The sequence below is a fragment of the Hymenobacter sp. ISL-91 genome (assembly GCF_018613725.1).
Taxonomy (GTDB): Bacteria; Bacteroidota; Bacteroidia; order Cytophagales; family Hymenobacteraceae; genus Hymenobacter.
In genome coordinates this window covers 121,480-146,325 of sequence record NZ_JAGGPS010000009.1, presented here as the reverse complement: position 1 = coordinate 146,325, position 24,846 = coordinate 121,480, and the positions used below count along the sequence as shown (strand labels likewise).

20 protein-coding genes, 1 tRNA gene and 1 pseudogene are annotated in these 24,846 nt (G+C 61.7%); 16 read left to right on the top strand and 6 right to left on the bottom strand.

Annotated features, from left to right (window positions below; genetic code table 11):
* Position 1: 1 nt before the first annotated feature.
* A complete protein-coding gene (locus tag J7E24_RS05225) occupies positions 2-481 on the bottom strand; it encodes a GlcG/HbpS family heme-binding protein (RefSeq protein WP_215135846.1) in 480 nt (159 codons plus the stop codon).
* 211 nt (positions 482-692) lie between these two features.
* Between J7E24_RS05225 and J7E24_RS05220 the strand changes: the two genes are divergently transcribed.
* From J7E24_RS05220 to J7E24_RS05190, 7 genes are all read left to right on the top strand, one after another.
* Positions 693-1,895 carry an acetate/propionate family kinase gene (locus J7E24_RS05220; RefSeq protein ID WP_215135844.1) on the top strand — a complete coding sequence of 401 codons (1,203 nt, stop codon included), beginning with the start codon at positions 693-695 and terminating at the stop codon, positions 1,893-1,895.
* 227 nt (positions 1,896-2,122) lie between these two features.
* A complete protein-coding gene (locus J7E24_RS05215; RefSeq protein ID WP_251047026.1) occupies positions 2,123-4,171 on the top strand; it encodes a VWA domain-containing protein in 2,049 nt (682 codons plus the stop codon).
* Between the two features lie 149 nt (positions 4,172-4,320).
* A complete protein-coding gene (locus J7E24_RS05210; protein WP_215135842.1) occupies positions 4,321-4,716 on the top strand; it encodes a hypothetical protein in 396 nt (131 codons plus the stop codon).
* 69 nt (positions 4,717-4,785) lie between these two features.
* Positions 4,786-5,739, top strand: a complete 954-nt coding sequence (locus J7E24_RS05205; RefSeq protein ID WP_215135840.1) for a pseudouridine synthase — start codon at positions 4,786-4,788, stop codon at positions 5,737-5,739.
* Positions 5,740-5,771: 32 nt separating this feature from the next.
* Complete coding sequence (locus J7E24_RS05200; RefSeq protein ID WP_215135838.1) at positions 5,772-6,683, top strand: alpha/beta hydrolase; 912 nt, start codon at positions 5,772-5,774, stop codon at positions 6,681-6,683.
* A gap of 319 nt (positions 6,684-7,002) precedes the next feature.
* Positions 7,003-8,958: a molecular chaperone DnaK gene (dnaK, locus tag J7E24_RS05195; RefSeq protein ID WP_215135836.1), complete on the top strand. Its 1,956-nt coding sequence runs from the start codon at positions 7,003-7,005 to the stop codon at positions 8,956-8,958.
* 162 nt (positions 8,959-9,120) lie between these two features.
* Positions 9,121-10,272: an FAD-dependent monooxygenase gene (locus J7E24_RS05190; protein ID WP_215135834.1), complete on the top strand. Its 1,152-nt coding sequence runs from the start codon at positions 9,121-9,123 to the stop codon at positions 10,270-10,272.
* A 69-nt stretch (positions 10,273-10,341) separates the two neighbouring features.
* On the opposite strand, the gene J7E24_RS05185 is transcribed toward J7E24_RS05190, so the two are convergent.
* Entirely contained in the window at positions 10,342-11,133 is a 792-nt protein-coding gene (locus J7E24_RS05185) for a hypothetical protein (RefSeq protein ID WP_215135832.1), read from the bottom strand.
* 305 nt (positions 11,134-11,438) lie between these two features.
* Complete coding sequence (locus J7E24_RS05180) at positions 11,439-12,101, bottom strand: ABC transporter ATP-binding protein (RefSeq protein ID WP_092740471.1); 663 nt, start codon at positions 12,099-12,101, stop codon at positions 11,439-11,441.
* Positions 12,102-12,215: 114 nt separating this feature from the next.
* Here J7E24_RS05180 and J7E24_RS05175 point away from each other — a divergent pair, with 114 nt between their 5' ends.
* Complete coding sequence (locus J7E24_RS05175) at positions 12,216-13,352, top strand: glycoside hydrolase family 113 (RefSeq protein ID WP_215135830.1); 1,137 nt, start codon at positions 12,216-12,218, stop codon at positions 13,350-13,352.
* 283 nt (positions 13,353-13,635) lie between these two features.
* Positions 13,636-14,829: an ADP-forming succinate--CoA ligase subunit beta gene (gene sucC / locus J7E24_RS05170; protein ID WP_215135828.1), complete on the top strand. Its 1,194-nt coding sequence runs from the start codon at positions 13,636-13,638 to the stop codon at positions 14,827-14,829.
* Positions 14,830-14,935: 106 nt separating this feature from the next.
* On the opposite strand, the gene J7E24_RS05165 is transcribed toward sucC, so the two are convergent.
* Positions 14,936-15,418 (bottom strand): Ohr family peroxiredoxin, encoded by a 483-nt coding sequence (locus J7E24_RS05165; protein WP_215135826.1) that lies wholly within the window; start codon positions 15,416-15,418, stop codon positions 14,936-14,938.
* 151 nt (positions 15,419-15,569) lie between these two features.
* On the opposite strand from J7E24_RS05165, the gene J7E24_RS05160 reads away from it, so the two are divergent.
* From J7E24_RS05160 to J7E24_RS05150, 3 genes are all read left to right on the top strand, one after another.
* A tRNA-Arg gene (locus J7E24_RS05160) sits at positions 15,570-15,641 on the top strand.
* A 378-nt stretch (positions 15,642-16,019) separates the two neighbouring features.
* Positions 16,020-16,511 (top strand): fasciclin domain-containing protein, encoded by a 492-nt coding sequence (locus tag J7E24_RS05155; protein WP_251047037.1) that lies wholly within the window; start codon positions 16,020-16,022, stop codon positions 16,509-16,511.
* Between the two features lie 177 nt (positions 16,512-16,688).
* The gene (locus J7E24_RS05150; RefSeq protein ID WP_215135824.1) at positions 16,689-19,019 is read left to right on the top strand and encodes an endonuclease; all 2,331 of its coding nucleotides are present in this window, start codon (positions 16,689-16,691) and stop codon (positions 19,017-19,019) included.
* Between the two features lie 93 nt (positions 19,020-19,112).
* Here J7E24_RS05150 and J7E24_RS05145 read toward each other — a convergent pair whose 3' ends face one another.
* Complete coding sequence (locus J7E24_RS05145) at positions 19,113-19,397, bottom strand: GNAT family N-acetyltransferase (protein ID WP_215135822.1); 285 nt, start codon at positions 19,395-19,397, stop codon at positions 19,113-19,115.
* A gap of 150 nt (positions 19,398-19,547) precedes the next feature.
* On the opposite strand from J7E24_RS05145, the gene J7E24_RS05140 reads away from it, so the two are divergent.
* The 4 genes and pseudogenes from J7E24_RS05140 (at position 19,548) to J7E24_RS05120 (ending at position 22,649) form a co-directional block, all read left to right on the top strand.
* On the top strand, positions 19,548-20,024 hold the full coding sequence (locus J7E24_RS05140) for a hypothetical protein (RefSeq protein WP_215135820.1): 477 nt from the start codon (positions 19,548-19,550) through the stop codon (positions 20,022-20,024).
* A 41-nt stretch (positions 20,025-20,065) separates the two neighbouring features.
* On the top strand, positions 20,066-20,359 hold the full coding sequence (locus tag J7E24_RS05135) for a hypothetical protein (protein ID WP_215135818.1): 294 nt from the start codon (positions 20,066-20,068) through the stop codon (positions 20,357-20,359).
* 96 nt (positions 20,360-20,455) lie between these two features.
* A pseudogene (locus tag J7E24_RS05130) lies at positions 20,456-21,730 on the top strand (Gfo/Idh/MocA family protein).
* Between the two features lie 103 nt (positions 21,731-21,833).
* On the top strand, positions 21,834-22,649 hold the full coding sequence (locus J7E24_RS05120) for a universal stress protein (RefSeq protein ID WP_215135813.1): 816 nt from the start codon (positions 21,834-21,836) through the stop codon (positions 22,647-22,649).
* 36 nt (positions 22,650-22,685) lie between these two features.
* Here J7E24_RS05120 and J7E24_RS05115 read toward each other — a convergent pair whose 3' ends face one another.
* The gene (locus J7E24_RS05115; RefSeq protein WP_215135811.1) at positions 22,686-24,803 is read right to left on the bottom strand and encodes a TonB-dependent receptor family protein; all 2,118 of its coding nucleotides are present in this window, start codon (positions 24,801-24,803) and stop codon (positions 22,686-22,688) included.
* Positions 24,804-24,846: the final 43 nt, after the last annotated feature.

Sequence of the window (24,846 nt, the reverse complement as noted above, 5' to 3'; positions counted from 1 at the left end):
CCTACTCCCCCAGCACCCTTAACCCCGCCTTGGCAATCCGGGCGTCCTCGTTGCCGTGGGCCCCGCCGACGCCGATGCCGCCCACGACGATGCCGCTCACGACGATGGGCACGCCGCCATCCATCATCAGCACGTTTTCGTCGAGGTAGCGGATGTCTTCGGGGATGCTGCCGTCTTTGATGCCGCGGGCAATGACGGCCGTTTCCCGCTTTTGGGAGGCGGCGGTGTAGGCCTTTTTGTAGCTGGCCCGGAGCGTGTGTACGCCGGCCTGGTGGTCACGCAGCACGGCCAGCGTCTGGCCCGAGCGGTCGACTACGGTGATGGAAACGGCGTGGCCGGCCTTCTGGGCTTCGGCGCGGGCGGCCTGCACCATGGCCAGGGCTGCCTCGGCCGTGAGGACGGGTTCGGTGGGGAGTCGGAGCTGGGCAGAGGTCATGGTGGCGGAAAGTAGCAGGGGGAGCAGGAGCAGCAGGCGTTTCATGTGCGGGCGGCGGCCGGTGCGGGGCCGGGGCAGGCTACGGGGTACGCGGTGGCCGGGCAGTAGTTGCAGCAGCAGCCGGGTTGCAGACGGGCGCTATTGGCTTACTTTGCGCCTTGCGTGCGCCTCACGTCACGTGCGCCACGCAAGGCTTATACCTCACTCACCACCCAGAAAGCTAACAGCTATCAGCTGAAGGCTAACAGCTCAAATAATGTACATCTTCGTTATCAACTCCGGCAGCAGCTCACTTAAGTACCAGCTTTTTGCCTGGCCCCAGGAGCAGCCGCGGTGCCGGGGCCTCATCGAGCGCATCGGTCAGACCGAGGGCCAGCTTACCCATACCGCCATCGGCCCCGACGGCCAGGAACGTACCCTAACCCGCACCGAGCCCATTGCCGACCACCGCGCCGGCCTGCAACTGGCGCTAGCGTTGCTGACGGACCCGGAACTGGGCGTCATCCAAAGTCCCGAGGAGGTGGCCGTGGTGGGGCACCGGGCGGTGCATGGGGGCGAGCAGTTCATGGCCCCTACGCTGGTGACGACGGCCGTGAAGGCCAAAATCCGGGAGCTATTTGCACTGGCTCCGCTGCACAACCCGGCCAATTTGCTGGGCATGGAGGTGGCCGAACAGCTGTTCCCGCAGGCCCGCCAGGTGGCGGTGTTCGACACGGCTTTCCACAGCACGCTGCCGCCCCAGGCCTACCGCTTCGCCCTGCCCGAGCGCCTGTACACCGAGCACGGCCTGCGGGCCTACGGCTTCCACGGCACCAGCCACAAGTTTGTGTGCGACGAGGCCCGCCGCTACTTGAACAAGCCCGAAGCCCGCATTATTACGGTGCACCTGGGCAACGGCTGTAGCATGACGGCCACCGTAGCCGGCCGCTCGGTGGATACCAGCATGGGTTTCGGGCCGATGAACGGGCTGGTGATGGGCACCCGCGCCGGCGACACCGACCAGGCCGTTATTTTTTATCTGGTTGAGCAACTGGGCTACTCGCTCGACGCCGTGAAGACCCTGCTCAACAAAGAAAGCGGCATGCTCGGCCTCACCGGCCACACCGATATGCGCGACGTTACCCGGCAGCTCGAAGCCGGCGACGACCGCGCCCGGCTGGCCTACGACCTGTATGCTTACCGCATCAAAAAGTACCTCGGCTCCTTCCTGGCCGCCCTCAACGGGGCCGAAGCGGTGGTATTTACGGGCGGAGTGGGCGAAAACGACGCCCGCGTGCGGGGCCTGGCCTGCCAGAACCTGGATTTCCTGGGCATTCAGCTCGATGAGGAGCAGAACCAGCGCCGCTCCCCCGGCCTGCGCGACCTCTCGGCCCCCGGCGCCCGCGTACCGGTGCTGGTTATCCCCACCAACGAGGAACTGGAAATTGCCCGGCAGTGCGCGGCGTTGGTTAGTGGTTAGTGGAGAAAGGTCATTCAGAGCGCAGCGAAGAATCTCGCGTGCTAACGCTGGAATACTGTTGCATCAACTACAGGCGAGATTCTTCGCTGCGCTCTGAATGACCTTTCATTACCAACTGCCACTCACTAACCACTCAATCGTACCTTCGCGCAACTCTGCGCCCGCACCGGGGGTTATTGGCTTTCCACTGATTACGTCGGCTCTTGCTGTTATCTGCTTCTCCCTGGTTGATTGGATTGTGCCTGCTGGTGGGCGTGGGCTACGCGGCCCTGCTTTACTCGGCCAAAGCACCCTGGAGCCGGCCCGTCAACTACGCGCTGGCGGCCGTACGCTTCGTGGTGGTGAGCTTCCTGTGCTTTCTGCTGCTCTCCCCCTTCCTCAAATCCACCACCACTACCACCGAGAAGCCGACCCTGGTGCTGGCCCTCGACGACTCGAAGTCGGTGGCGCTGTTTACGCCGCCGGCCGTGCTGCAGCAGGCCACCACGGGCCTTACGCGGCTGGCCGAAACACTGCGCCAGAAGGGCTTTACGGTAGAAACGCGCACGCTCGCGGCCACTGGCGCCACCCGGCCCGACTCGGTGCAGTTTGGGGCCCCGGCCACCAACCTCGACGGGCTGCTGGCCGGTATCGGCGAAACATTTCAGGGCCGTAATTTGGCGGGCGTAGTGCTGCTTTCCGATGGCCTCGTAAACCAGGGCCAGGCCCCCGAATTCGCCGATTACCGCTTCCCGCTCTATACCCTAGGCGTAGGCGACACCATCCCGAAAAAAGATGTAAGCCTGCCCGCTCTGACCTACAACCGATTGGCTTTCAGCGGAAACCAGTTTCCGATTGAAGCCGAGCTGGCCTACGACGGCTACCCGGCCGGCACTACGGCCACCGTGCAGCTGCTGGAAAAAGGCCGGGTGCTGCAAACCAGGCGCGTGGCTCTGCCGGCCGGACAGCGACGAGTTAAAACCATATTTACGCTCACGGCCACCGGCACCGGAAAGCGGCGCTACGAGGTGCGGGCCGTGCCGCTGCCGGGCGAGTTCACGCTGCTCAACAACACCAAATTTGCTTACCTCGATGTGGTGAAGGGCAAATTGCGGGTGCTGCTGGCCGGCGCCGCCCCCCACCCCGACCTCAAGGCCCTGCGCGCCGCCATCCAGCAAAACGACAACTTCGACCTGATTACCTACCTGCCCGGTATCAGTCCGCTCAAAAACCAGGATTTCGACGTGGCCATTCTGCACCAGCTGCCGGCCCGCTCGGGCGTGGGCGCCGAGGTACTGGCCCAGGTGGCCGCCCGGCGCGCCCCGGCCCTGTACGTGCTGGGGGCGCAGTCTGATTTTGGGGCCTACAACCGCCTGGGCACCGGCCTGACGGTGCAGCCCCGCGGCGCCCAAACCGACGACGTAACGCCCGTACCCAACCCGGCTTTCAACCGGTTTTCTTTCGAGGAGGACGCGCTGAAGCGGTTTGCCGACTACCCGCCCGCACCGGTGCCCTTCGGCGAGGCCCGGCTCAGCGGCGGGGCCGAGGCCGCACTGTGGCAGCGGGTGGGCCGCGTGGCTACTCAGAAACCGCTGCTGGTTTTTGGCGGTACGCCTGCCCGGCGGCAGGCCACGCTGCTCACCGAAGGAAGCTGGCAATGGCGCCTGCAGGAAGCCGTGGAGCACGACGACAAGCCCGAAGCCTACGACCGGCTGGTGCTACGAACCCTGCAGCTGCTCACCCAGAACGCCAACCGCAAGCGCCTCGACGTGTACCCGACCCAGGATGCGTTCAACACCTCCGATGACGTAACCTTCGGGGTAGAAACCTACAACGCTATCTTCGAGCGAACCTACGGTGAGCCCGTCACGCTTACGCTCACCGACGAGCAGCAGCAGGTCCGCACCTTCAGCTTTGCCCCCACCCCGGACGGTGCGCCCGTGCATCTGGGCGAGTTGCCGGCGGGCCTCTACCGCTACCAGGCCCGCGCCACCCTCGGCGGCCAGGCCCAGCAGGATGCCGGCGAAGTGCTGGTGCAGGAGCAGCAGCTCGAAGCCCTGCAAAGCCGCGCCGACCACAACCTGCTGGCCCAGCTGGCCCGCCGCAGTGGCCAGCGCCTCTATTTCCCCGCTCAAATCGACCAGCTAGCCCAGGACATCGAGAAGGCCGGTTACAAGCCCGTCATCTACGAGCAGGAAGACCTGAAAGACCTCATCAACCTGAAATGGCTGTTTTTCCTGCTGCTGGCCCTGGTTACGGCCGAATGGGCCACCCGTAAATACTCCGGCGGCGTGTGAGGCAGTTGCACAATGTAGGGGCGGGGCTTGTCCCCGCCCGCCGTTGAACGCCCCCACCTGAATTATTTCAACGGCCCCGCTCCTACATCATGCCACAACAACGCTTTAACGGCGGGCGGGTACAAGCCCCGCCCCTACAAAATCATTCTATGAAATACCTGCCCCTGTTCGCTACCGTTCTGCTGCTCACTGGCTGCGCGAAATCAACCGATAAAAAGGCCGAGCTGGCCGTGCAGGATTTCCTGCGCAACCGGGTTTCGACGGCCCGCAACTACGCGCCGGGCAAGTTCCGGCTGCAACCCTACACCCGCCGCGACTCGCTGCTGTACCTGGCCCAGATGGCCCGGATTAACGGCCTGCCTGCGCCGCCCGCTCCCACGCCCACCGACACAGCCCGCATTGGCATTCTGGTGTACCACGACTACCGCGACCAGACGCCCGATGGCATCCTGATTCGCGACAGTGGCGAGTACGTGGTGCGCCCCAACGGCGAGGTGCGCCTGCTGATTGCCGAAAGCGTACGGAAGCGGCGACTGGCCCAGTAGCCGTACCTTTGCACAACCTCATCCTGCGCTTGCGAAGGATGACAGAAAAGCTCCTACTTCACCTCCCCCATGCGCTACATCCTGCTCAACAAGCCCTACGAAGTCCTGACCCAGTTCACCGACGAAACCGGCCGGCAGACGCTCAAGGATTTTGTGGAGATACCCGGCATCTACCCCGTCGGGCGGCTCGATTACGACTCGGAGGGGCTGGTATTGCTCACCGACGACAAGCAGCTGCAGCACCGGCTGTCGGAGCCGCGCTTCAAGGTGCCCAAAACCTATTGGGTGCAGGTAGAAGGCGAACCCACGCCCGAAGCCCTCGAAAACCTGCGCCGCGGCGTGGACCTGAAAACCGGCTATACCTCGGCCGCCGAAGTGGAGCTGCTGCCCCAGGCGCCCGAGCTGTGGGAACGGAGCAAGCCGGTCCGTTTCCGGGCCAACATTCCGACCAGCTGGCTGCAAATCCGCATTTCGCAGGGCATGAACCGGCAGGTGCGCAAAATGACGGCCGCCGTGGGCTACCCCACCCTCCGCCTCGTGCGCGCCGCCATTGCCGATATGGACCTGGGCGAGCTGCAGCCCGGCCAGTGGCGCGAGCTGACCAATACCGAAGTGCGCCTGCTCACCGAAGACATGGCGGCCCAGACAGCCGCGGCCGGCACCTTTAAAACGCCTAAAAGCTCGGAATACTGGCCTGGCGGCATTCCGCCCGGCGGCAAAAAAACCGGCGGAAACCGCGGCGGCTTCATGGCTCCCGGCACTAAGGCAGCCGGCAGCAAACCAAACCGGCCCGTCGGCGGGCCCAAGTCAGTCCGCCCGAAACCCGCCGGCAACAGGGCCGATGCGCCAGGAAAATCAGCGGGCAGTAAACCCGCCGGGGGGAAATCGGCTGGTAGCCGGCCGGCCGGCGCCAGACCTGGCGGCGGAGGGGGCAACGGCAAAACCTTCGGCACGAAACCAACCGGCGGCAAACCCGGCAGCAAGCCCGGTACAGCGGGCGGCGGGCCCAAGCGGCGCGGCTAATGCCGTGGCGGCGGCTGGTGCGACGGGGGCTGTTGGCCGTAGCGCTGGGCTTTGCGCTGCTGAACGCGGTGGCCTTTTTTCACGCCTGGCGCTTCACCCACTTTGTTGCCGCAGACGGCCAAAAAGCCGGTAGCCCCGAGCAGCTGACGCTGGCCGGCAAGCTGTGGGTGCTAGCCACCGGCGTACGCACGCCCAAACCGCGCAACCACACCGTGCCCACGTTCCCGTACGCCACCGTGCGGCTACCCGGCCCCAATGGGCGGCTGGAAAGCTGGTACGGCGCGGTGCCACGGGCGCGGGGCACGGTGGCGCTGTTTCATGGCTATACCAGCTCCAAAAGCCAGTTGCTGCACGAAGCCGGCTACTTTCGCCGACTCGGCTACAACGTGCTGCTCACCGATTTTGCGGGCAACGGCAACTCGGCGGGCTACCGCTGCACAGTGGGCTACCGCGAGGCGGCCGATGTGGCGGCTGTGGTACGCTGGCTGCAGCGGCGGCCAGGACCGGTGTTTATCTATGCCAACTCGATGGGCGCGGTAGCCACGCTGCGGGCGGAGGCGGAGTTGGACGTGAGGCCCACGGCCAACCTGCTCGAATGCCCTTACGGCTCGATGCTGGCCACTGCCCAGAGCCGTTTCCGCTCCATGCGCATCCCCGCGTTTCCGATGGCCAATCTGCTGGTGTTCTGGGGCGGCGCGGCTAACGGTTTCAACGCATTCGGCCTCAACGCCACCGCCTATGCCGCCCGCGTAGCAACTCCTACCCTACTCATGTGGGGCACTGCTGACCCGCGCGTTACCCCCCCCGAAACCGACGCCATTTTCACCAACCTTGCCGGTCCTAAGCAACGCCAGGATTTTGTTGGCTCCGGCCACGAGCCGTATTGGTGGCGGCACGAAGCGCTGTGGCAGCGCACGGTGGCGGGGTTTCTGAGCGGGCAATAGCGCCAAGCTCCAGCTTCACGGGTCGTTGCTGACTCGAGAGTGTTTCTGTTCAACACTACGCGAAGCTGGAGCTTCGCGCTACTGCCCGTTCAGCAACTCATCAGGCCTAGCTCACCTGCCCGGCTGGCAGAAGTTCTGCCCTGCGTATTCCCGTAGAAAGTCAGTCCGACACGAAAAGCAGCCATGCAGCCCTAGAAAATGACAATCTGTCATTCGAAACACGCATTTCGTGGGCTGGTACGTCTCTTGTAAATAGGGCTGTACGAGGGTTTCGGCCCTTTTTCAACTGACAACCTACTTTCTACATACAACTAACATCATGGGCAAAATAATCGGTATTGACCTCGGCACCACCAACTCGTGCGTAGCCGTAATGGAAGGCAACGAGCCGGTGGTAATTCCGAACAGCGAAGGCCGCCGTACTACCCCTTCGATTGTCGCGTTTCTCGACAACGGTAAGGGCGAGCGTAAGGTGGGCGACCCCGCCAAGCGCCAGGCCATTACCAACCCCAACAACACTATCCAGAGCATCAAGCGCTTCATGGGCCGCAACTTTTCGGAGGTTTCCGAAGAGGCCAAGAACGTGCCTTACGATGTAACCAGCGGCACCAACAACACGGCCACCGTGAAAATTGGCGACCGGAACTACACGCCCCAGGAAATCTCGGCTATGGTGCTTCAGAAGATGAAGCAGACCGCTGAGGAGTACCTGGGCACCACCGTAACCGAAGCCGTTATTACGGTTCCTGCCTACTTCAACGACGCCCAGCGCCAGGCCACTAAGGAAGCCGGTGCCATTGCCGGTCTCGATGTGAAGCGCATCATCAACGAGCCCACCGCCGCTGCTTTGGCTTACGGCCTCGACAAAGACCACTCGAACCACAAAGTAGCCGTGTACGACCTCGGCGGTGGTACGTTTGATATCTCGATTCTGGAGCTTGACAATGGCGTGTTTGAGGTGCTCAGCACCAACGGCGACACCCACCTCGGCGGCGACGACTTCGACCAGGTAATCATCAACTTCCTGGCCGACCAGTTCGCCTCGGAAAACGAGGGTCTCGACCTGCGCAAAGATGCTATGGCCCTGCAGCGCCTCAAGGAAGCTGCCGAGAAGGCCAAAGTGGAGCTGTCTTCGTCTTCGGAAACCGAAATCAACCTGCCCTACATCACGGCTACGGCTTCGGGCCCCAAGCACTTGGTAGTAAAGCTGAGCCGCTCTAAGTTCGAGCAGTTGGCCGACAGCCTGTTCAAGCGCAGCATGGAGCCTGTGAAAAAGGCCCTGCAGGATGCTGGCCTGAGCACTTCCGACATCGATGATGTGATACTGGTAGGTGGTTCGACCCGCATGCCCCGCATCCAGGAGGAAGTGGAGAAGTTCTTCGGCAAAAAGCCCAGCAAAGGTGTAAACCCCGACGAAGTGGTAGCCATTGGCGCGGCCATTCAGGGCGGCGTACTCACCGGCGAAGTGAAGGATGTATTGCTGCTCGACGTAACCCCACTCAGCCTCGGCATCGAGACCATGGGCGGCGTAATGACCAAGCTCATCGAGAGCAACACCACCATCCCGACCAAGAAATCGGAGACGTTCTCGACGGCTTCCGACAACCAGCCAAGCGTGGAAATCCACGTATTGCAGGGCGAGCGGCCGCTGGCTTCGCAGAACCGCACCATTGGCAAGTTTCACCTCGATTCTATTCCGCCTTCGCCGCGCGGCGTTCCGCAGATCGAAGTAACCTTCGACATTGATGCAAACGGCATTTTGCACGTAACGGCCAAGGACAAAGGCACGGGCAAGGAGCAGAAAATCCGTATCGAAGCCTCGTCGGGCCTTTCCGACGCCGACATCGAGCGGATGCGCCAGGAAGCGCAGTCGAACGCCGAAGCCGACAAGGCCGAGCGCGAGAAAATCGAGAAGGTCAACCAGGCCGACTCCATGATTTTCCAGACGGAAAAGCAGATGACCGAGTACGGCGACAAGCTGAGCGCCGGCAACAAAACGGCCGTCGAAGATGCCCTCGCCGACCTCAAGAAGGCCCACGAGAGCAAAGACCTCGGCGCCATTGATACGGCCATGGCCGCCATCAACACGGCCTGGCAGGCTGCCTCGCAGGAGATGTACGCCCAGGGCGGCCCCGAAGGCGGCCAGCCCGGCGGCGGCGACGGTGGTAACCCCTTCGGGGGTGCCGACGGCCAGCCCGGTGGCAACGGCCAGCAGGGTGCCAACTCCGACAACGTAACCGACGTGGATTACGAAGAAGTAGAAGGCAAAAAGTAAGCGTAGATTCGCGCTTTCTGAATTGATTGCGCTGCTAATTGGTATTTTTGAAAGGCCCGGAGCAGCTTGTTCCGGGCCTTTTTTTGCGCGGGTTACACGCTTCGCCGCTACATAGGAAAGTAGCGCAGAGCGGCGTAGCGTTTCACTGTTTTATGGTAGCGTATGGCTCATTTCATCATTATCGGGGCCGGTATCGGGGGCTTAGCTACGGCACACGCCCTGCTGAACCTGGGCCACACCGTACGGGTGCACGAGGCCGCCCCCGAGCTGCGGGCAGTGGGCGCGGGCGTAGTGCTGGGCGCTAATGCTATGCGCGCCCTCCACGAGCTGGGCCTGCACGATGCCGTGGCCGCAGTTGGCGCACCGGTGCGTCAGCTGCGTCTGCTCGACCAGCAGGGCCGCGTGCTGCAAGCCGCCGACACCACCGAATTCACGCAAAAGCTGGGCTTCGAAAACGTAGGCATCCATCGGGCCGACCTGCAACGGGCGCTGCTAACGGGCCTTCCGCCGGACACCGTGCAGCTGGGTAACCCCTTCGAACGGTTCGAGCAGACCCAAGCAGGCGTAACGGCGCATTTATCTACCGGCACCGTGGCCCACGCCGATGCTCTGCTGGGGGCCGACGGGCTGAACTCGCGAGTGCGCCGGCAGCTGTGGCCGGCGGCGCACCCGCGCTACGCCGGCTACACCTGCTGGCGCGGCGTGGTTGAGGCAAGCGTGCTGAAGCTGCCAGTCGGCGAATCGGGCGAGACCTGGGGCCGGGCGGGGCGGCGGTTTGGCTACGTGCCGGTGGGCGGCGGCCGGGTGTACTGGTTTGCCTGCCTCAACAGCGCCGAGCCGCGCAACCCCAGGTTCCAAGATTACCGGGTGGCCGACCTGCAGCGCGAATTCGCCGGTTTCCATGCGCCGGTGCCCGCGCTGCTGGCCCTCACCCACGATAACGAACTGCTCTGGAACGACATTCTCGACCTGCCACCGCTGGCGCACTTCGCCCGTGGCCGGGTGCTGCTGCTCGGCGACGCGGCCCACGCTACCACGCCCAACCTGGGCCAGGGTGCGGGCATGGCCATCGAGGACGCCGCCGTGCTGGCTCGCTGCCTGAGCGCCTCCCCCAACAACCTGCCCATCGCCTTCCGGGCCTTCGAGCAGCAGCGCCAAGCCCGCACCGCCCGCATCGTGCGCACCTCGTGGCAGCTGGGCCGTGTGGGGCAGCTGGAAAACCCGCTTCTGGCTGGCTTGCGTAATACCCTAATGCGCCTGCTGCCGGCCGCCGTGAGCCGTAGCCAGATGGCGTGGCTGTACGAGGAATTGTAATGGCCTAGCCGCCACACAAAAAAGCCCGGCTCCTTTGCAGGAACCGGGCTTTGGGTTGCAGCCTGAGGATTAAGCGGCGGCGGCCGTCTGACCGTTTTCACGGTCGTCAATGGCTTTCTTGAGCTTGGCAATAGCCTGGGTAGCGCGCTCCTCGTCGAGACGGTTGATGTTGAGCAACATCTTGGTCTTCTCGGCGCGGGTAACTACCGGATGGTTGAGCAGACGGATAATTTCCTCCTTCTGCGAGGCCGAGGCATAAGCAGGAGCCGATGGCGCAGCAGCAGCAACCGACTCAGCGGGTACCGCCTTCATGGCCACGGGCGCAGCCGGGGCAGCCTGCGGAGCCGGAGCGGGCGTCTCGGCCACGGTAGGCGTGTTGCCGGCGTAGTCCATCTCCTCGGCCGGGGTAGGCTCGTAGCCGGCAGCGCGGATAATCCAGGCCAGAATATTACGGTAGGCCTTACCAATGGCGCGCGTTTGGGCCATGCTCATGATGGCAAACTCCTGGTAGAACTTCTTGCCCTGCTCCTTGCTGGAACACACGGCGAAGCCTGCGCCCACCGTTTGGCCACTCTTCAGGTCGAAGAGAATAACCTTGGCCTGGTACTTTATTTCCTGCTCATTGCTGACGTTGATGACGTGCTCGACCACGGGCACAATACCCAGGCGCGAGCCGGCGTACTGCCAGCCTTCCACGTTCACGAACTCTTTGCCCTGCACGTTGGTCGTGAGCTTATTTTCCTTGATAAACTTAGCCAGATCGGTCGCCAGGTGCAGCGTCTCGTCGGAGTGCGACAGGTCGTAGCTTTCAACTTTGGGCTTGCGAACAGACTCTTTGGGGGCTTTAACTGCTTGGCTCATGGTGCTTTTCCGTTAGGTTCCTGTAGTGACATACTTGGGTTCGGGTATATAACCGACACCCCACGCAATTAGTGCAAAAATTCGTTAAATTTTATACAATTTTTATTACTGATTAACAGACACTTATAAACAATTTTTCCAATATCATTAGTCACTACCCTTTTTAGCTTAGTCACCGCACTGTAAACTACGATAGGCGGCCGACAGCACTTGCATAACCTACCCGAATACTGGCGCCAGGGCACAAAAAAACGCCAGCGGCTGGCCGGCGTCTTCATACTATTCTTGGGCTGGCTATGGGCCGCTTAGTTGTCTCCTTCCCAGATGTATCCGTCCTTCATCGTGATGGTGCGGTCGGCCATTTCGGCCAGCTGGTCGTTGTGCGTGACGATAACGAAGGTCTGGCCCAGTTCTTTGCGCAGCAGGAAGAAAATCTGGTGCAGCTCTTGGGCGTTCTGCGAGTCGAGGTTGCCCGAGGGCTCATCGGCGAAGATGATTTCGGGCGAGTTGATGAGGGCGCGGGCCACGGCCGTGCGCTGCTGCTCGCCGCCGCTCATCTCGGAGGGCTTGTGGTCGGCGCGGCGCTCCAGGTTCAGCATGCCGAGCAATTCGCGGGCCCGCACCCGGGTTTCTTTTTCGGAGCGGCCCGCCAGGTAGGCCGGCAGGCACACGTTTTCGAGGGCCGTGAACTCGGGCAGCAGGTTATGAAACTGGAAGATGAAGCCGATGTGGCGGTTGCGAAACCGGGCCAGATCGGAGCGACCCAGCGAGCTGACCGACTCGCCATCAAACAGCACTTCGCCCGAATCGGGGTTGTCGAGCGTGCCCAAAATGTGCAGCAGCGTGCTTTTGCCGGCTCCCGATGAGCCCACAATGGACACGATTTCCGATTTCTCGATCGTCAGGTCGATGCCCTTGAGCACTTCGAGCGTATTGTAGCTCTTGCGGACGTTGATGGCTTGCAGCAAAATGAATCGGGAGAACGGGGCCAGATAGGAGTACGAAACAAATCTACGCAATGTCGGGCGTAGCGGTGGCATCGGGGGCGGGGCCGGCGTATCTTCCCGGTTGCTATGCTGCTTATGCCCCTCCCCTCTTTTTCTTTTCGGCGCTGGCTGAGCGCGCTGCTATTGGTAGCCGCCGGGCTGCTGGTGCTGGCGGCTGGCTGGTGGAGTTGGCCCCGCGCCGTGCCGGCCCAGCTTGAGCTCCGCGCATCGGCAACCACCCGGCCCCCTGGCCCGCCGCCGCCCGATGGCCGGATGCGGGGCGTAAGCTGGGTGGGCACCGACTCGGTTTCTACCCTCGACCTGGAACCCCTAAGCAAGGCGGGCGTGACCTGGATTGCCCAGATGCCTTTTGGCTGGATGGCAGGCGCGGCCGAACCGACCGTGCAGCTGCGCACCGGCGCGGGCAGCCGCCGCTACTGGGGCGAAAGCGACGCGGGCATCTTGCTCACGGCCCAACGGGCACGGCAGCGTGGCATCCGTACGCTGCTCAAGCCCCACCTGTGGCTGCGCGGCCCCAGCGGCAGCTGGCCCGGCGACATCAACATGACCTCCGAAGCCGATTGGCAGGCCTGGTTCAGCAGCTACTCGGCCTTTATCCTGCACTATGCCCGGCTGGCCGAAGCGGGCCACTTGGACGCGCTGTGCATTGGCACCGAGCTGGAGCGTACCGTGGGCCACGAGGCTGAGTGGCGGGCACTTATCGGGCAAATCCGGCAGGTGTACCGTGGCCCGCTCACGTACGCCGCCAACTGGAGCGGCGAGTTCGAGCAGGTGAAGTTCTGGGATGCGCTGGACTTTATCGGTGTGCAGGCCTACTTCCCGCTCAGCACCGAACCCAGCCCCAAGAAAGCCCGCCTGCTGGCCGGCTGGAAGGAGCCGCTGCGCCGCATTGCCGCCGTGCAAAAGCAGTACAACAAGCCCGTTGTGTTTACGGAAGCCGGCTACAAAACCACCGCCGACGCGGCTGCAAAGCCCTGGGAATGGCCCCAGAAGCTGGACGTACTCGCACCCACCGACGAGGCCACCCAGGCGGCCTGCTATGCTGCCCTGTTCGAGACATTCTGGACCAAGACCTGGTTTAAGGGCATTTTTATCTGGAAGTGGTACCCCGGCCTGCAGCCCGACGGCCCTGCCCGCCGCCACGCCGACTTTACGCCCCAGCACAAGTCTGCCGAGCGAGTGATGAGCCAGTGGTTTTTGAAGGGCGTGTGAGGAAATCAGGCGACGAAGTGACGAGGTAAAAAGAACGTCATTCAGAGCGCAGCGAAGAATCTTGCATGTTGATGTTCTATGTGTGTCGTTCAACTACGTTGCGAGCGAGATTCTTCGCTGCGCTCTGAATGACGTTCTTTTTACCTCGTCACCTCATCACTTCTTAACCCTGTAACCTGCTCACGCCAGCAGTTTATTACCCAACTATTCGTCCTGCCCCACCAACTCCCAACTCAATTCTGCCTACTTTCGCGGTTAGAAACCACCCCCATAACTGACCTCTATGAACATTCACGAGTATCAGGGCAAAGACATTTTGAAGCGCTACGGCGTGCGCGTGCAGGAAGGCATCGTGGCCGACACGGCTGAAGAGGCCGTTGCTGCTGCCGAAAAGCTCACTGCCGACACCGGCACCAGCTGGTACGTTATCAAGGCCCAGATCCATGCCGGCGGCCGCGGCAAAGGTGGTGGGGTGAAACTCGCCAAAAACCTGGAGCAGGTAAAAGAAATTGCCGGCCAGATCATCGGCATGCAGCTGGTAACCAAGCAAACCGGCGCCGAAGGTCGTAAGGTGCACAAGGTGCTGGTCGCCCAGGACGTGTACTACCCCGGCGAGTCGGAAACCCAGGAGTTCTACATGAGCGTACTGCTCGACCGCGCCACCGGCCAGAACGTTATCATCTATACCACTGAAGGCGGCGTAGACATCGAGGAAGTAGCCGAGGCGCATCCCGAGAAAATCCACCGCGAGCATGTTGACCCGCGCGTAGGTCTGCAGGGCTTCCAGGCCCGCAAAATTGCCTTCAACCTCGGCCTGTCGGGCGAGGCGTTCAAGGAGATGACCAAGTTCGTGACGGCCCTCTACAAGGCCTACGACGAAACCGACTCGGCTATGTTCGAAATCAACCCCGTGTTGAAGACGTCGGACAACAAGATTCTGGCCGTTGACGCCAAGGTAACCCTCGACGAAAACGCCCTCTACCGCCATAAGGACTTTGTGGGCCTGCGCGACACCAACGAGGAAGACCCCTTGGAAGTAGAAGCCTCGGCTTCGAACCTGAACTATGTAAAACTCGACGGCAACGTGGGCTGCATGGTGAACGGTGCCGGTTTGGCTATGGCCACCATGGACATTATCAAGCTGAGCGGCGGTGAGCCGGCCAACTTCCTCGATGTAGGCGGAGGGGCCTCGGCCGAAACCGTAGAAGCCGGTTTCCGCATCATCCTGAAAGACCCGAATGTACAGGCCATCCTGATCAACATTTTCGGTGGCATTGTGCGTTGCGACCGGGTTGCCAACGGTGTGGTGGAAGCCTACAAGAACATCGGCGACATCCGGGTGCCTATCATCGTGCGCCTGCAGGGCACCAACGCCGAAGAGGGCGCCCGCATCATCGACGAAAGCGGCCTGAAGGTGTACTCGGCCGTACTGCTGAAAGACGCCGCCGAGCGTGTAAAGGAAGTACTGGCTAAGTAATTAGGAATTTTTAATTCTGAATTTTGAATTGAAAAAGGCCGTTGAACGCCCCTATTGAGAGTCGTTCAACGGCCTTTTTCAATTCAAAATTCAGAATTAAAAATTCCTAATTATCCTTTGCCACACCGGCGTTGTCTTCGGCCTTCAGAGAAATGGCTTTGCCTTTTACACGCAACTCCACTTCCATATTGCCGCGGGTGCCCACCGAGTAGGGACAGATAGTATGGGCCTGCCGCACCATATCAATGCTTTTCTGCTCATCAAATGCTTTCAGGTCTACGTCGAGCACGGCCGAAAGACCATAGGCTTCGCCTTCCTGGAAAAGCGAGACGGAGCATTTCACTTCGGTGCTGGGGTCGAGTTTGTCGCCGGCGCGCTGGGCAATAACGAGCAGTGCCTGCTGGAAGCAGGAGGAGTAGCCGGCAGCGAACAGTTCTTCGGGGTTAGTCGCATTTTTTTTGCCGCCTAAGCCTTCAGGAACCGACATTTCGAGGTCGATGATGCCGGTAGCGGAACGGACATGGCCGCTACGGCCGCCCACAGCCGTAGCGTCGGCGGTATAGAGAGTCTTTTTTTCGGTGCTTGCCATAAAAAGGAATAGCTGGTGAGAAAGAGGTTTGGCTAATTAACTGCCTAGCCGGCCGGAAGGTTACCTAGCAGGGGTACAGGATTTCGCAGAAAAAGCGGAAACAGGTTTGGCAAAGGCGCTTTTTCTCTCTAGTTTTGCGGCTCCCAACGCAGGTTGCGTAGTACAACGGATAGTATGGGAGCCTCCGAAGCTCTAGATCTAGGTTCGATTCCTAGCGCGACCACACCAAAGCCCTTTGCTTAGCTGCAGAGGGCTTTTTTTGTGTTGGTTTGGTACCCGGCGCATCCTTTACCCCACCTGCGGCGTACAAGGCGGGCGTTTGCCTCAACGGTACGCCTAGCTTCGTTGTTTACTAAACTACTACCCCATGAACAAGTACATGCTTTCCGCGCTGGCCCTCTCTTTTACCCTCAGCGCCGGCTCGGCCTTGGCCCAGGGTAAGATGACCAAGAAATCGGACGACGAAAAAACCAAGGTCACGACCGAAGACGGCATGATGACCAAAACCAAAGTAGCCGACGACGGTAAAACCAAAGTAAAGGGCAAAACGCCTCGTGGCGGCAAGATGAAAGCCACCACCAAGCCCCGCGAAGGAGCCGATATGGCCGACATGAACATGAGCAAATCGGCCGGAGTGATGGTGGGTGGAGCCATGATGACGGCCGATAAGGACATCGTAGACAACGCCGTCAACTCTTCCGACCACACCACGTTGGTAGCGGCAGTGAAAGCCGCCGACCTGGTGAATACGCTGAAGAGCGACGGCCCATTCACTGTATTTGCACCCACCAACGCCGCTTTCGATAAGCTGCCGGCTGGCACCGTGAACACGCTGGTAATGCCCGAAAACAAGGCTACCCTCACCACCATCCTTACCTACCACGTAGTACCCGGCCGCCTATTGGCCGCCGACCTGAAGGATGGCCAGACCTTGACCACCGTGCAGGGCGAAACCCTGATGGTACACCGCACCGGTAACATGGTGATGCTGCACGATGCCAAAGGCGGCAAAGCCACTGTAACGGTAGCCGACGCGGTATCGAAAAACGGCGTTACGCACGTTATCGATACGGTTCTGATGCCTGCTAAATAAGGCCTCATAGACCCCTGAAATTTGCTAAAGCGCCCAGCCCTATACAGGGTTGGGCGCTTTTTTTGGGCTCCGAAAAAAGGTGTAGACCATTTAGAAAGTGCCAGCGCTACCGTCCGTTTGCAGGCTAGAAATCTTTGCCGATCTTTACCACTTAGCTTTCACCCTTTCTATTGCTTGATGAAACACTTTTTCGCCTGGATGTTAACGGCCTCGCTATGCGTAGGCTTCGGAACAGCCTCGGCCCAGACGCTGCCGGCAGCCCCGCCGACCAGCCTGCAGGGCCAAAGCCTGAAGGACTGGCTGCGCCAGAACTGGTACGACGGCAAGCGCGTGGAGCTCGACTACAGCACGGCCCGCGGCAAGATGTACAACTACATCGACAACCAGGATGGCCGCGTAGTATGCGTGTACTCGGGCTACACCGAGAGTGTACGGCTCGACTCAACCGCCACCAGCACCGGCGTGGTGCAACAAATAAACTGCGAGCATACTGTTCCGCAGTCGTGGTTTAATGAGCGCGTACGCATGCGTTCCGACATTCACCACCTATTCCCGACGTTCATCCAGTGGAACTCCGACCGCGGCTCTGATCCGTTTGCGGAAATTCCGGACAACCAGACCACCAAGTGGATGCGCGGTGCCAGCAGCCAGACAACCGTGCCGACCGCCAACATCGACGAGTTCAGCGAGGATACCAACTCGCAGTTTGAGCCGCGCGAAGACCATAAGGGCAACCTGGCGCGGGCTATCTTCTACTTCTACACCATGCACCAGGGCCAGCAGTTCGACCCGGGCAAGGACGTAATTACGGCCGCCGCCGACCTGAACACGCTGTACCAGTGGCATATGGCCGACCCGGTAGATGCCCGCGAGCGGGAGCGGAACCGCCGTACCGCCAAAAGCCAGGGCAACTTCAACCCCTACATTGCCTACCCCGACCTCGTGGCCCGCGCCTGGGGCTTCCAGGTGCTGCCAACCTTTGCGTTTGCAACCGCTACCGGCAGCATTGCCGAGGGCAACAGCGGCACCAGCACCTACACCACCAACGTTACCATCAGCCCCGCTCCTACTGCCCCGCTCACGGTGCAGCTGAGCCTGGCAGCCACCACTTCCACGGCCACCAGCGGCCAGGATTTTGTCTTCACTTCGCCCCAGACACTGACCTTTACAGCCGGCCAGACCACCCAGCCGGTAACCGTAACTGTTACTGGCGACCTGACGCCTGAAGCCGATGAGACGGTGGTGCTGGCCCTGACCAACCCCGCTACCGGCGCGGCCGTGGGCGGCCCGGCCCAGCACGAGCTAACCATTCTCAATGATGACGGTGTGGCCCCAACCATTCAGTTTGTTGCCGCCAGAGGCAGCCTGACGGAAGGCAACGACAACACCACCACTTACACCGTGAACGTAGCGCTGACCGGCACGGCCCCCACGGCCGCCGTTACCATTCCGGTAACGGTACAGGCGGCCGGCACCACCGCCGCCACACCCGCCGACTATACCCTGAACACGACCAGCCTCACTTTCGCGGCCGGCCAGGCAAACCAGACCCAGACCATAACCCTCACCGTAGCAGGCGACCTGTTGCCCGAGTCCAACGAAACTGTACTGCTGGCCCTGGGTGCGCCTACTACGGGCGGTGCGGTACTGGGCACCATCCGCACGCACGAGCTGACTATCCTGAACGACGATGCAGCCCTGCCGGCAGCGCCCTGCACCACGCTGTTCTTCTCAGAATATATTGAGGCGAAGGTTGGCAATACCAAGGCCATAGAAATCTATAACCCGTCGAATGCGACCGTTGACCTGGATGGCATTACGGTCAGCCTGTTCGCCAACGGCAAAACCACCCCTACCTCTACCGCCGAACTAACCGGAAGCATTGCGCCCGGCGACGTGTACGTTATTGCCAATTCCGGCGTCGCCTCGCCCCTTGTAAAAGCCCAGACCGACCTGGAATCGAACATTGGCTTCTTCAATGGCGATGATGCGCTGTTGCTCATGGATGGCACCGATACGCTCGACATCATCGGCGTTATCGGCCAGCAGCCGGCCGGCGGCTGGCTGTTGCCTGGCGGTGGCTCTACCACCGATGCCACGCTGGTGCGCAAGGCTACCGTAAACCGGGGCCAGCAGCGCTGGGCTGATGCCAGGGCGGAATGGACGTCGGTGGGCACCGATGTGTACGAGAACATTGGGCGCCACACCAGCAACTGCGTAACCATTACGGCCAACATGGGTGCCGCTCGTTTGGGTGAGGGCCTGGAGGTGTTTCCGAACCCGGCCACCGGCCGCCTGCAGCTACGCCTGCCACAGCTGAAAGGCCGGCAGGCCGCTGCTATCAGCCTCTACAATATGCTGGGCCAGCAGGTACTCAGCCACCGCCAGCCGCTGTCGGCTGCCGAGGTAGCCACGCTCGATGTACAGCCGCTGGCCGAAGGCCTGTATCTGTTGCGCGTGACTGCCAACGGCGTAACCTACACCAGCCGCGTGGAAGTGCGCCGGTAAAAGCATCGGCTGTTTCGGCCAGCAAAAAGCCCCTGATGTCGTTGCCGATGTCAGGGGCTTTTTGCTGGCCGAAATAGCCGATGCAGCTTGGTTCTAACCTGCCTCGGCTAGGTCCTGGTAGTCGGGATGCTGGGCAACATAGCCGGCCATGAAGGAACAGGTAGTGCGCACTTTCAGCTTTTTTTCGCGGGCATAGGCCAGGCCGGCTTTGGCCAGCTCGTCGCCGATGCCCTGGCCGCGTAGCCCTTCCTCCACAAACGTGTGGGTGAAATCGATAACGCCTTCGGTGGGCAGACTGTAGGACAGCTCGGCCGAGTGCCCATCCTGAGATACAGTGAATTCCTGGTTTTCGGGTTGGTGCTGAATTGAGAGAGACATAGAGAAATCAGAAAGAGGAAAGAATAGGAGGCGGCCCCGGCGCAAGCACAACAAGGCACCGCCATTTCCTGAAAGTTTACGTATGAATAGCAACGGCGGCCATCTGCGCTTCCGTTTTCCATTTATTCTCCCCTACTCTTTCCCTTTTTTATGTCGACCACCCCAACCAACCCTACCGATCCTTCGCGCGACCCGGCCAAAGCCAAGCCTGATACCCCTAACTATGGCGAATTTGGCCACCCCGACAGCCCCAGCCAGCCGGTTAACGAGGAGCAAAGCATAACCAAAGGCGGCGAGTCGGCCCCTTCAGTAGCATTTGCCGAGCAGCGCGGCAGCGCCCCGCAGAACCTCGACCCGGCTGCCGTACACCGGGCCGAAGATGCTGAGTATGATGAGCAGCGTGAAGGGTGGGCCAAAGACGACCCGCGCTACGGTGGCGGCACCCGCAACTGGCCTACCGCCGAGCCCGCCAACCGCACCCAGGCGCCGGCCTCTGATGCCGCCGAAAAGAACAACCCCAATGTGGGCTCCAATGATAACCCCGATGAGTTCAGCGCCTTACGCGCCGACAATGGCCGTGGTATTCCCGGCTCGGGCAAAGAGAACGAAATGCCTAACAACGATTAGGTACGCCGTGCCTCTTTCTTCACTTCTGACCGACCTTTCTGATGAGCAACGACAAAAAGAACCCGCCTGCTGATGAGCAGCTAAACCAGGACCCGGCCGCCGCCCTCGACGCCAGCAACAGCAGCCTGACGGAGGAACAGCGCAAGCACCGCGAGGAGCTATACGGCTACAAGCGCGACGAGGAAGGCACGCTCGACACAAGCAGCCAACTCGAAGATGCCATGTCGGGCACGCCCAGCGGCGCTACCACCGGCCCCGATCCGGATACCGAATCGACGACCGATGAGCTTCGTATCACCGGCTTCAACAACCCGATAAACGACAACAACCGCTAAGCTAACTGGCTATTCCCTAGCCTGAGTCTTTCGACACAGCAATGGCATCCCGAGCACCAAAAAGCCCCCTTACCCCTACGGTAAGGGGGCTTTTTGATGCTCCCGCCCTTCTGTTCATGTTGCGTGCATACTACAAGGCAGGTACGCGAACGTAACACCTCGCTTTTCCTGACCGTTAGACCAGCTCCCTTCCTTCGCTTTCGTACATCTATGAACCATTCCGCTTTGCCGGCTTCGCGACGACAGTTCTTACGCCGGGCCGGACTCGGTACGGCCCTGGCGGCCGTAGCTGGCTCAGCCGTTGCGTTTCCACATATAGCCTCCGAATCAACCGCTATGCAACATGCCGATAAGAAGAAAATTGGTTTTGCCGTCGTAGGTCTGGGCAAATTTGCCGTCGACCTGATGATGCCCGCTTTCAAGGAAACCAAGCACGCCCGTATTGTGGCCCTGGTGAGTGGCTCGCCCGATAAAGCGGCCCGCCTGGCCCGCGAGTACGGCGTGAACCCGAGGAGCGTTTACACCTACGAGAACTTCGACACCATCCGCGACAACCCCGAGGTGGACGTGGTGTACGTGGTGCTGCCCCCATCTATGCACGCCGAATTTACGGTGCGGGCCGCTCAGGCCGGCAAGCACGTACTCAGCGAGAAGCCCATGGCCCCCACCGTGGCCGAGTGCCAGCGCATGATTGACGCCTGCCAAAAAGCCGGCAAGAAGCTCATGGTGGCTTACCGCGCACAGTATGAGCCCTTCAACCTCGACGCCATTGCCCGCATCCGCCGCGGCGAGCTGGGCAAAGTAATGCAGATTACGGCCGACCACGGCCGCATCGTGGACCCTGCGGGCGACGTGGCCGATACCTGGCGTGTGGTGCAGAAACTGGCCGGTGGCGGCTCGCTCATGGACATCGGGATTTACTCGCTCAATGCTGCCCGCTACCTCACCGGCGAGGAGCCCACCGAGGTAACGGCCATGGAAATGACCGACCGCTCGGACCTGCGCTTCAAGGAAGTGGAAGACCGGATTCACTTCACGCTGCGCTTCCCCGGCGGCACGCTGGCCACCTGCACCAGCTCCTATAGCACCGAGCAGGTTAAGCGCTTCCGGGTTTATGGCACCAAGGCCTAGCTGGAGCTCGACCCCGCCACCGATTACTACGAGCACAACATGCTTATCGGCGACAAAGACGGTCAGCGCAAGCCTCAGCTCAAGGAAGGGAACCAGTTTGCCGCCGAGCTCGACCATATGGCTGAGTGCGTGCTCGAAAACAAAACGCCCAAAACGCCCGGCGAAGAGGGACTGCGCGACATTCGCCTCGTCCATGCCATCTACGAGGCTGCCCGCACCGGCAAAAAAGTGAAAGTGTAGCGAAATTGTGGTAGCTATGGGGCAACAACCCCAAGCGGCTGTGGCTCCTATGCCTCGCTAAGGTGCAGTGGCCGATTTTTTTCATTGCTTTCAGCTTGCTTCTATGACTGCTCCCCTGCTTGTTTTGACTGATTTCAGCCCCGATGCCGACTTGGCGCTGCGGCACGCTGCCGCCCTGGCAGCCCTCCTGAAAGCGCCATTGGTGCTACTGTATGTGCGCCGCGAGAGTCTGCTCGATCCGGAAGCTTTCACTGGCAGCATCCGTCATCTAAGCGAGAAGCATATTGCCGCTGCTTTTGCCGTGCGTACGGCGGGCCTGTCGGTGCCCGTCATCACCGAATCGGTGGATGAGAGCCTGCCAAAAGCTTTGGCGGCGGCTGTGCATAGGCATGCACCGGCCCTGGTGGTGCTGGGCAAACCCGACACGCAGCAAACGCCCGATCAACTGGTGAGTACCACGGCCCTACATCTGCTACGCTCTACCAATACGCCACTGCTGGTAATTCCGCTGCCGGCCAACGACCCGGTTCTGCCCCGGCAGCTGTTGGTGGCCCTCGATGGGGAGCCGTTTGGGTTTGCCACTCCCCCAATCGGGGTACAGGAGCTACTGCGCGAACTGCAGCCCCACCTCACGCTATGCCACGTGGCATCCGAAGCGGAAACCAGGTCGGTAGCCGCGCACGATATCCTGGCTGGGAGCCAGTTGGTGGCGGGTCTCGAACTGCCCATCGAAACGCACACGGTGCTCGAATCCAATGTACCGGCCGGCATTTTGCGAGCTGCCACCGACACCCAGGCCGATTGGCTGGTGCTGCCAGCACGGCGGCGTAGCTTCTGGGGCCAGTTGTTCAACCAGAGCGTAACGGCGCAGGTAGTGCTTCACAGCCGCCTGCCCATACTGTTACTGCCTACTTCCTGATTTTCTCTTTCTGAACTGTCAGCCGAAGACACGCTATCAAAAGCTGGCCCGGATGCCGGCGTACCAGTTGCGGGCAGCAGCGGGCTGGAAGTAGCGGCCGCCAAACCCGTTGAGGTCGTTGCCCAGCGAGTAGCGGCGGTTGCTCAGGTTTTCGCCGCCGCCAAACACATCCAGCGTAAGCGGCCCCAGCGTGCCGCGCCAGCCGCCCCGCGAGCCAAAGGTCCAGTAGCCGGCCGCGTAGGCAGTGTTGGCGTCGTTGAGGGGCAGCCGGGCCTGGTGGTTGACGGTGGGACTCAGGTAGAAGCCGCAGCGTTGACGCACATCGAGACCGGCCGTGAGTGTGTGGGGTGCAGTGCCGGTGAGGCGGTTGCCGCTGAAATCCTGGTCGGCGCGTAGGTAGCTACCGAAACGGTAGTGGTTGTAGGCGTAGCTCACGAAGGCCCGCACGCTGTTTTCGAAATGAACCTGCTTGTACGAGCCATCCCGGAAGTCGGCGCTTACGGTTTGAACTTCCTGCCAAATCAAACCGCTTAATGCCGCTTCGGCGCCGCGCTGGCGGGTGGTACCGGCATTGAGGAACAGCTGGGTGCCCAGGTCGGTGGTGCGGGTAGTGATGCTCTGGCGCTGGCGCTGGTCGTAGAAGGCCACATCGTAGCGCAGGCGCTGTTGCCAGAGCTGGCCCCGCGCGCCCAGCTCGAAACTGGTGGCGCGCTCGGCCTGCAGGGCCCGGTTAATGGAGCCGTCGGAGGGCCGGATTTCCTCCTCAGTGGGTGGCGAGAAGCCCGTACTCACGCTGCCGTACACCGACAGGCCCGGCCCGAATTCGCGCAGCAGCGCCACCCGGGGCGACACCTGGGGCCGGAAGTCGCGGCTCAGCGCGTAGCCGGTGGGGTTGGTAGCGGCATCGGAAAGGCGGCTGATGCGGTAGCGCAGGCGGTTGTAGCTGGCCCCTACCGTCAGCAGCAGCTCGGCGGGCAACTCGTAATCGGCCTGGGCAAATACAAAACCGGTAAGCGTGCGGATTTCGTCGTCGTAGCGTAGCGGGCCGGGCTGGCCGGCGCGGTTCTGGTAGTTGCGGGCGCTCTTAAAACCCGTCTGGACTTCGGTGCCGGCCTGCAGGCGCAAGGTACGGCCGGCCAGGGCGGTGCGGTAGCTGAGCACCGTACGCCCGCCCCCGCCCAGCAGCGTATTTCGCTCGAAATCAATAAGAAAAGGCGTGTTGATGCGGCTGCCGTTCAGGTACAGGGTCGAGCGTAGCTGCAGCCGCTCCGTAAAGCGAACCGCGTGGTTGGCTCCTAGCAAACCAGTTTGGGAGGCGTAAGAGGCGCGTTGGGCCACGGTGCCGGGTGCAGTGGCCGTGCTGGGCCGGGCCTGGCGCGGGTCGGCCTCGAACTGCGCCCGCGTGAGGCCGCCGGGCAGCTGGTAGTCGATGTCGGTGTAGAGCGCGTGCAGGCTCAGGGTCTGGCGCTCGGTGGGCTGCCACTCGCCGTCGAGTGTGAGCACGTCGCGGCGCAGAGCACTTTGCTGGCGGTAGCCGTCGAGGGTCTGGCGGGCGTAGGCGGCGCGCACATAGCCGGTAGCCGTAGCCGCTTCGACGGCTGCTGTGGTGCGCCGCAGCCCGTAGCTGCCCGCTGTAAAACCCGCCGAAACGTGCGTACCAGGCGCGGCGGGCCGACGCCCGGTCAGGAGGATGGCCCCGCCGGTGCCGGCCCCATATACGCTGGCGGCCGGGCCTTTAATCACCTCCAGTCCGCCCAGCAAACCGGGGTCGAGCAGGTTGAGGGGGGTGCTGCCGCTGGCCTCCGTGAAGGGCAGCCCCTGGTAGTAGACTTTGGTATTGCGCACGCCGAAAGGCGAGCGGAGCGTGCTGCCGCGCACGCTCAGGCGGTAGCTGGCGGTGGCCCGCTCCTCCAGCCGCACCCCCGGCAGCGTGTTCACAGCCTGCGTCAGGGCATTATTAGGGAAACGTTCGAAATCGGCGCGGTCGAGGGTGGCCACGGCGGCGGCTGTGCGGCGCAGCGGCAGCTGCTGGCCGTAGCCGGCTACAGTGGCTTCGGGCAAGGCTACGGTGCGGGCGGTATCGGGCGGGGCCGTGGTTTGGGCGAAAGCAGCAATTGGTAGCAGCCACAGTGGCGCGGCGAGACGGTAGGACATAAGGTGTGTAGCGGGACCAGCAACAGACGCAACAACGGCTGCC

Excerpts from the sequence above, each read along its gene's own strand:
- J7E24_RS05225 (WP_215135846.1), bottom strand. The coding sequence starts at position 481 with ATGAAACGCCTGCTGCTCCTGCTCCCCCTGCTACTTTCCGCCACCATG.
- J7E24_RS05220 (WP_215135844.1), top strand. The coding sequence starts at position 693 with ATGTACATCTTCGTTATCAACTCCGGCAGCAGCTCACTTAAGTACCAG.
- J7E24_RS05210 (WP_215135842.1), top strand. The coding sequence starts at position 4,321 with ATGAAATACCTGCCCCTGTTCGCTACCGTTCTGCTGCTCACTGGCTGC.
- J7E24_RS05205 (WP_215135840.1), top strand. The coding sequence starts at position 4,786 with ATGCGCTACATCCTGCTCAACAAGCCCTACGAAGTCCTGACCCAGTTC.
- dnaK (WP_215135836.1), top strand. The coding sequence starts at position 7,003 with ATGGGCAAAATAATCGGTATTGACCTCGGCACCACCAACTCGTGCGTA.
- J7E24_RS05190 (WP_215135834.1), top strand. The coding sequence starts at position 9,121 with ATGGCTCATTTCATCATTATCGGGGCCGGTATCGGGGGCTTAGCTACG.
- J7E24_RS05185 (WP_215135832.1), bottom strand. The coding sequence starts at position 11,133 with ATGAGCCAAGCAGTTAAAGCCCCCAAAGAGTCTGTTCGCAAGCCCAAA.
- J7E24_RS05175 (WP_215135830.1), top strand. The coding sequence starts at position 12,216 with ATGCCCCTCCCCTCTTTTTCTTTTCGGCGCTGGCTGAGCGCGCTGCTA.
- sucC (WP_215135828.1), top strand. The coding sequence starts at position 13,636 with ATGAACATTCACGAGTATCAGGGCAAAGACATTTTGAAGCGCTACGGC.
- J7E24_RS05165 (WP_215135826.1), bottom strand. The coding sequence starts at position 15,418 with ATGGCAAGCACCGAAAAAAAGACTCTCTATACCGCCGACGCTACGGCT.
- J7E24_RS05155 (WP_251047037.1), top strand. The coding sequence starts at position 16,020 with ATGGCCGACATGAACATGAGCAAATCGGCCGGAGTGATGGTGGGTGGA.
- J7E24_RS05150 (WP_215135824.1), top strand. The coding sequence starts at position 16,689 with ATGAAACACTTTTTCGCCTGGATGTTAACGGCCTCGCTATGCGTAGGC.
- J7E24_RS05145 (WP_215135822.1), bottom strand. The coding sequence starts at position 19,397 with ATGTCTCTCTCAATTCAGCACCAACCCGAAAACCAGGAATTCACTGTA.
- J7E24_RS05140 (WP_215135820.1), top strand. The coding sequence starts at position 19,548 with ATGTCGACCACCCCAACCAACCCTACCGATCCTTCGCGCGACCCGGCC.
- J7E24_RS05135 (WP_215135818.1), top strand. The coding sequence starts at position 20,066 with ATGAGCAACGACAAAAAGAACCCGCCTGCTGATGAGCAGCTAAACCAG.
- J7E24_RS05120 (WP_215135813.1), top strand. The coding sequence starts at position 21,834 with ATGACTGCTCCCCTGCTTGTTTTGACTGATTTCAGCCCCGATGCCGAC.
- J7E24_RS05115 (WP_215135811.1), bottom strand. The coding sequence starts at position 24,803 with ATGTCCTACCGTCTCGCCGCGCCACTGTGGCTGCTACCAATTGCTGCT.